The sequence below is a fragment of the Paenisporosarcina sp. TG20 genome (genome assembly GCF_000286315.1).
GTDB lineage: Bacteria > Bacillota > Bacilli > Bacillales_A > Planococcaceae > Paenisporosarcina.
In genome coordinates this window covers 1-6,770 of sequence record NZ_ALJG01000169.1, presented here as the reverse complement: position 1 = coordinate 6,770, position 6,770 = coordinate 1, and the positions used below count along the sequence as shown (strand labels likewise).

Genomic DNA, 6,770 nt, shown 5'->3' with positions numbered 1-6,770 from the left:
CTTCCATTTCGAGTTGCTTATTTTTTTTTCTTAACTCTATTAATTCCTGTGCCTCTGGTGGTCGGTTGTCTTTCTCTTTAAAAGAACCAGAAAGCTGGAACTGTGCAATCCATCTGTCTAATGCTGAAGCCGTTAATTCATATTCCCGGACAATATCTTGACGACTTTTTCCGTTTTCATAAAGGGCTACGACCTGTTTCTTAAAATCAGTGGAAAATGTTCTTCTTCTTTTAGGCATGGTAGATTCTCCTCACGTGTTGTGTATTATTCTACTAGCCCTTATTTTCACTGTCCAACTAAGTATAGCCTATCCATTTAGATTCAATGGGTGGAGAGATTCAAACAAAAAGCTACAAAGTATTAAAACCACACGACAAGCTAGGCTCCATAGCACAAACCCCTTCACATCCATTATTCTTTTTTGACCTCCCTTACAAAAGGGACCAGCTATACGCATTCAACTGACAAAAAGAAGCAAGAGAACCGTCCCCCTGCTTACCCCTGCTTATCATAAAATAGACACCCGATTGTACTGCTAATCGGGTGTCTATTTTGGATTTTATTTAAGGAGAAGTGATTCAATAGTGAACGGCTTAGGTAGTTCTCATTCATAGGGGATGGATGAATCAAACTTTTCTTAAGCCTCTACCCTTAAGAATCTCTTGGACACCTTCTTCACAAACTCCATAGGTTCGCCAAGAACAGGTTTCACACACAATTTGAATATCAGTAGGAACCACATACTTTTGAATATGAGAAACAATGTCTTCCCAACTAAGAATTTGTCCGATTTCGAGACCCATTTTAGTTAAAATAGTGGCATCTCTTTCATAAATAGTATCGTCTTGGCAGTGGTATTTACCGGAGTTTGGAAACTTTTCGCACAACTGATCAGGTCCCTTTACAAGCAGAATCAGTGTTCTGGGGTTATCCTTCAAGGTTTGATGTAAACCAGTCATATTTTCAACATATTCTTCAGAATAGCCCATCCCACGGTAACCAAGAAGACAAAAAAGATGAAGACCTCGTAGCTTATACATAGCTCTCCCCCATTTCAAAAGGTGTTATTACAATTCTCATTGCCCCAAGCGCGGAAAGCGCACGGGAGAAGAACATGATTTGAACACCGAGTCTAAAGAATCAACATACCTATTATAATGGTCTCTCATCCGTAGTTTGAATTTTGTAAGATAGGTAACAGTTGCTCTGTCTTCAGTTTGCTAGAATACAAAACAGGGTATTTGCATAGTAACCAAGTACCATGTAATGGATTTTCTAAATCCTATCATAGCATAGTTTGCAGTTTAGAAAATCGATTAGGTGTGTGACTTGTAAAGTAGGCTTTGCTTGAAATGTAAAGTAGATACTATTCTAATTTGAGAGGTCTATATGGAAAAACACGTAATAAATAATCATACATCTAAACAAAAATTACGAAAGGGTGAAGAGATTGTTTAAAAAACGAACAGGTGAAGTATTGATCGATCAATTAACTGAATTTGGGGTTGACCATATATATGGGATGCCCGGCAACTCTATTAATGAGTTTGTAGATGACTTAAGAAAGAGAAAGAATGATATTGATTTCATTCAAGTTAGACATGAGGAAGTAGGAGCACTTGCTGCTTCAGCTTATGCAAAGTTGACAGGGAAATTAGGTGTCTGCTTATCTATTGCGGGTCCCGGAGCTACTCATTTAATCAATGGCTTATATGATGCTAAAAAAGATTTAGCTCCCGTTCTTGCTATTGTCGGGCAAGTTTCAAGTACTGAAATAGGCACAGATACTCATCAGGAAATTAATCTAGAACGAATGTTTGATGGTGTTAGTGTCTTTAATAGACGTGTTGAATCAGCGGAGCAACTTCCTGATATGTTAAATTTGGCCGTTCGTGCAGCTTATACAGAGAAAGGAGTATCCATTTTAATCGTTCCGGATGATTTATTTACTGTAAAACAAAAGAATGACAAGATGAAAACGAGCCAAACCCTTGTGCACCCTATAATCACACCAGATCAAGATACAATTGACCGAGCAATTAGCCTTTTGAATACTGCAAAGAAACCTGTGATATTGGCAGGTAAGGGCGCACGTAACGCTAGAAATGAACTTGTAGAGTTTGCAGAAAAAATCAATGCTCCAATTGTTCTAAGTTTATTAGGTAAGGGGGTAATCCCAGATAACCATGAACTTAATTTAGGGCAACACGGACAAATAGGAACGAAACCTGCTTTTGGAGCAATTATGGAATCAGATCTTCTTTTATTAATTGGTACTAGTTTTCCATATAGAGACTATTTACCAGATCGAGTAAAAGCAATTCAAATAGATATAAGACAAAATAGTTTAGGTAAAATATTTCCTATTACAGAAGGATTATGTGGTGATGTAAAAGAAATTTTACCTAGACTAACGTCATTGGTTTCCAAATCGAAATGTGATGTATTCCTTAAAAAGTATCAGGAAAAAATGAAAAAATGGCATTTTCACATACAAGAACAGAAGGAAGAAGTCACAGATCCTATTCATGGACCCCAGGTAATGTATGCACTAGAAAATGTTGTAGAGAAGGATGCAATTATTTCTTGCGACGTAGGAAATGTAACCGTTTGGACAACCCGCTTTTTCCCGTTTACCGATCAAAAGTTTATCATTTCAGGTGGTCTAGCATCTATGGGTTCAGGATTACCTGGGGCAATTGCTGGCCAAAAAGCATATCCTGATCAACAAGTTGTTGGTATCTGTGGTGATGGAGGATTTTCTATGGTAATGCATGACTTTATTACTGCGGTTAAGTATGATATGCCTATCAAAATTGTTGTATTAAATAATAGCATGATCGGAATGATAAAGTATGAACAACAGACCAAAGGTAATTTGAATTATGGAACAGATTTAGGTGGAGTTAATTTTGCGGAGTTTGCTAGAGCATGCGGTGGTGAAGGATTTCGTATAGAAAAAGCCGCTGATATGGAGAGCATGATGAAACAGGCATTCACGTCGAACAAGGCAACTATTATTGATGTTGTTACTGAGGATATCGCACCACTGCCTGGTCAAATAACCTATGACCAAGCGATTAGTTATAGTGAATATTTATTAAAAGAATTTTTTACAAACGGAAAAGTAGAATTCCCAGATATTAAGAAAACGATTCGCCGTTTAATATAAAATCCTTATATGAATTCTTTATGTTGCTTTAAAAATAGCAACCTAAATTTTTCGTGATGAGTTATACTGCTTTTCATTTATAGATATAATAAATGAAAAGCAAAATGTGTAAGAGTTATATTAGAACGATTGGAGGAATGAAGAATGAATAAGTCGTATGATTTAATTGTTATAGGATCAGGATCTGGTGGTTCGGTGTCTGCAGGTAAAGCGCGCAATGAAGGGTGGAGTGTAGCTGTTATTGACTCACACCCCTTTGGTGGGACATGTGCAAATCGAGGATGTGATCCTAAGAAGGTTTTAGTAGGTGCAGCAGAGTTAATAGATTGGAACACCCGTATGCAAGATCATGGGATAGTAGAAGCTACATCAATTAATTGGAGCCTATTAATGAAGTTTAAACGTACTTTTACTGATTCTGTTCCCGAAAATAAAGAAAAAAGCTTTCACAATAAAGGCATTGATACTTATCATGGAAAAGCAGCTTTTACTGGCGAGAAAGAAATCACTGTCGATAATAATGTATTAACGGGAAAGTTTATTTTGATTGCTTCAGGAGCTGAACCAACACCTTTATCGATTGAAGGCGAGGAATTTGTAAAATATAGTGATGATTTTCTTGAATTTGATGAACTTCCTAAAAAGATTGTTTTTATTGGAGGTGGATTTATCTCCTTTGAATTTGCGCATATTGCTGCAAGAGCGGGGGCAGAAGTCCATATTATTCATCGCAGTGAAAAACTTCTAAAAGGATTTGATCAAGATCTAGTAAATCTTCTTATTAAAAAGTCAGAAGAGATCGGGATTACAATTCATTTGGAGACAACTATTAGTAAAATAGAAAAGACAAGTGAAAATCTATTGTTAACCTTAAATAATAAAGGAAATGTATCATCGAGCCTTACTGCTTCATCAGTCATTCACGGGGCGGGTCGAATTCCAGCGATAAAAGGATTAGATCTTGATAAAGGTAATGTTAAATTTGAAAAAGAAGGTATAACGGTTAATCAATATTTACAAAGTATTAGTAATCCTGCTGTTTATGCAGCTGGCGATGTATCTGCCACCATAGGAGCGCCTTTAACTCCTTTAGCAGGCATGGAATCTCATATAGTTGCCGCTAATATTCTTAATGGAAATCATAAAACGCCAGAATATGTAGCAATTCCTTCAACCGTTTTTACTATTCCTAAGCTTTCAGCTGTGGGGATGAGTGAAGACGAAGCAAAAAAACTTGATAGAAATATAAAAGTAAACTATTTTGATACATCTCAGTGGTTTACCTATAGACGAACAAATGAAAAATACGCTGCTGTTAAAGTGATTATTGATGAAGACTCTGACCTAATCCTAGGTGCCCATTTACTTAGTGGGGTATCAGATGAGTTAATCAATCACTTTGCAACAGCAATTCGTCAAAAGACTACTACAGCGAATCTTAAAAAGATGATTTTTTCATATCCAACTGCTGCTTCAGATATCAGCTATATGATCTAAAAGCACAGTCTTTCACGTTACAAATCTAACAGAAAGAGAGTGATATGATGAAACCTGAAATTAAAGCTTTTGTATTCGATGCATATGGAACATTATTCGACGTTCATTCTGTAATGGAAAAGTGCAATGAATATTTTCCTGAGAAAGGTGAAAAGATTAGTCTTTCATGGCGTAAAAAACAGATTGAATATTTTTTTATTCGTCAACTAACTGGAAACTATAAACCATTTCACATAATAACAAGAGATGCTTTAACCTATGCTGTAAAAGAACAAGGGGAATCCCTTTCTAAACAGCAGGAGGATTCTTTAATGGAAAGCTATAATCTTTTAACTCCTTACGATGAGGTTACGTCTGTTTTAGAGCAATTAGAAGGGAAGAAGCGTGTGGTGTTTTCTAATGGTTCACATCAAATGCTGGACCCGTTAATTGAACAAGCATCTTTAGCAAGCCTGTTTTCTGATGTATTAAGTGTCGATGAAACGAAACAATATAAACCGACACCGGCTTCTTATAATATTGTTTTGAATAAACTTAACGTTAGAAGAGAAGAGGTATTATTTATGTCCTCTAACGGATGGGATATATCTGGTGCAAAAAGCTTTGGGTTTAATACTGCATGGATCAATCGAAATGGCCTTCCTGTTGAAGAACTTGATGCAGCGCCAGATAAAATCTATCATGATTTAAGAGGTATACTTGAGTGGTTAGAGTAAATAAAAATAGCAAGTAAGTATAAAACACGCTCTGAATCGTATTACGATCGAGGGCGTGTTTCACTTAAGGGAAACTAAGTACAACATGAACGGATTTTCGTTCTGAGGACATATTCAACTGTTAATTCATTTCATGCATGGCGGCGGTCTTATAAATGTGGAAGTTGTCCATAACTATCTAACCAATTAAGGACCAGATGATATGTTACATATCGACAATTAGTTGAAACGAAGAGGTAATGAATGACAGGGAATTGCTTTAATTAGGAACAAAAGTCCAGTATTGTTAGAATAATCAAATAATAATATTTCTCAGGAATTTTTTATAGTATTTATTGAGAAGAAAAGGATATTCTTTTTAAGAGACCGTCAAAAATTATGTGTAAATGAATATATAAGATTAATGGTGGTCAGAATGGGTAAAGAAATATGGTAATGTAGTCTAGAGAAAAATCTTAAGAAACTTAAACAATATTTTTAAACTTACCACCCAAAAATGAGAATGTAGAAACTCATTAAAATAATAACGATTCCTGCAATTTTTTCAATTCGTTTGCTCCATGTTTTCGTTACATCTTTAAGTAAAGATACTGACGAGACCGCAACTAAAGCTAATACAATACCTTTTCCAAGTGAGTATGTTCCTAGGAGAAGTGCTCCATGTAAAACACTCCCATTAACTATTACATAAGTAACAATCATAATAAAAATTGGTATTGTACAAGGTGTTATTACGAGACCAAAAGGTAAACCTAGAGTAAACGCACCATATACTGTTTCTGGCTTTTTTGCTTTAATTTGAATTTGCGGAGGCATTGTTATTTTAATAATTTCTAAAAGTTGTAAACCCATTATAATACCAATAATAGCAGGAATCCAAACAGCTAGTCCGTAACTAGTAAAGATTTGCATGATTGGCTTTCCGACTAAAGCAGCAACGATTCCAACAAGGACTGACGTAATAATCATTCCTAGTGTAAAACCGATACTGATCCGAAATGCTTTACCTGTTTCTTCTTGAATCCGTCCACTTATATAACTACTGAACATTATTAAAATAGGGACATAACAAATGCTTAGTGCGCTTGCAATCCCACCTAACAATACCAACAAATAAACAATAGGAGATATCGTCTCTACCCCTGCTAATCCTTCATATATGAAGTTCATCGGTCAACCTCCTAGATGTCTCCTGTTTTACTCCCCACAGCAATAAGTATTTTGATGCTAATGTTATTTGGACTAAACATAAGCACTACCCTATCTGCCTTCAAATTTAACAGCAAACATAGAAATACCATCAATTTGTTTCAATGTGGCTACAACTGTATCCCGACAACTGTTTCATCCCACCCCTAAATCAGTTAGCCCGACTTTCGGCAGTT

The 6,770-nt window shown here is 35.9% G+C and carries 6 protein-coding genes; 3 read left to right on the top strand and 3 right to left on the bottom strand.

Features of this window, described 5'->3' with window-relative positions:
* A partial coding sequence (locus B371_RS0102530) for an IS3 family transposase (protein WP_019412746.1) occupies nucleotides 1–238 on the bottom strand: 238 nt, incomplete at its 3' end.
* A gap of 388 nt (nucleotides 239–626) precedes the next feature.
* Nucleotides 627–1,040, bottom strand: coding sequence for a DUF1284 domain-containing protein (locus tag B371_RS0102520; protein WP_019412744.1), 414 nt, complete (start codon nucleotides 1,038–1,040; stop codon nucleotides 627–629).
* A gap of 410 nt (nucleotides 1,041–1,450) precedes the next feature.
* On the opposite strand from B371_RS0102520, the gene B371_RS0102515 reads away from it, so the two are divergent.
* From B371_RS0102515 to B371_RS0102505, 3 genes are all read left to right on the top strand, one after another.
* The gene (locus B371_RS0102515) at nucleotides 1,451–3,172 is read left to right on the top strand and encodes a pyruvate oxidase (RefSeq protein WP_019412743.1); all 1,722 of its coding nucleotides are present in this window, start codon (nucleotides 1,451–1,453) and stop codon (nucleotides 3,170–3,172) included.
* A gap of 144 nt (nucleotides 3,173–3,316) precedes the next feature.
* Nucleotides 3,317–4,669, top strand: coding sequence for an NAD(P)/FAD-dependent oxidoreductase (locus tag B371_RS0102510; protein WP_019412742.1), 1,353 nt, complete (start codon nucleotides 3,317–3,319; stop codon nucleotides 4,667–4,669).
* Nucleotides 4,670–4,716: 47 nt separating this feature from the next.
* Nucleotides 4,717–5,385: a haloacid dehalogenase type II gene (locus tag B371_RS0102505; RefSeq protein WP_019412741.1), complete on the top strand. Its 669-nt coding sequence runs from the start codon at nucleotides 4,717–4,719 to the stop codon at nucleotides 5,383–5,385.
* A 483-nt stretch (nucleotides 5,386–5,868) separates the two neighbouring features.
* On the opposite strand, the gene B371_RS0102500 is transcribed toward B371_RS0102505, so the two are convergent.
* Nucleotides 5,869–6,555, bottom strand: coding sequence for a cytochrome c biogenesis CcdA family protein (locus B371_RS0102500; protein ID WP_019412740.1), 687 nt, complete (start codon nucleotides 6,553–6,555; stop codon nucleotides 5,869–5,871).
* Between the last annotated feature and the right edge of the window lie 215 nt (nucleotides 6,556–6,770).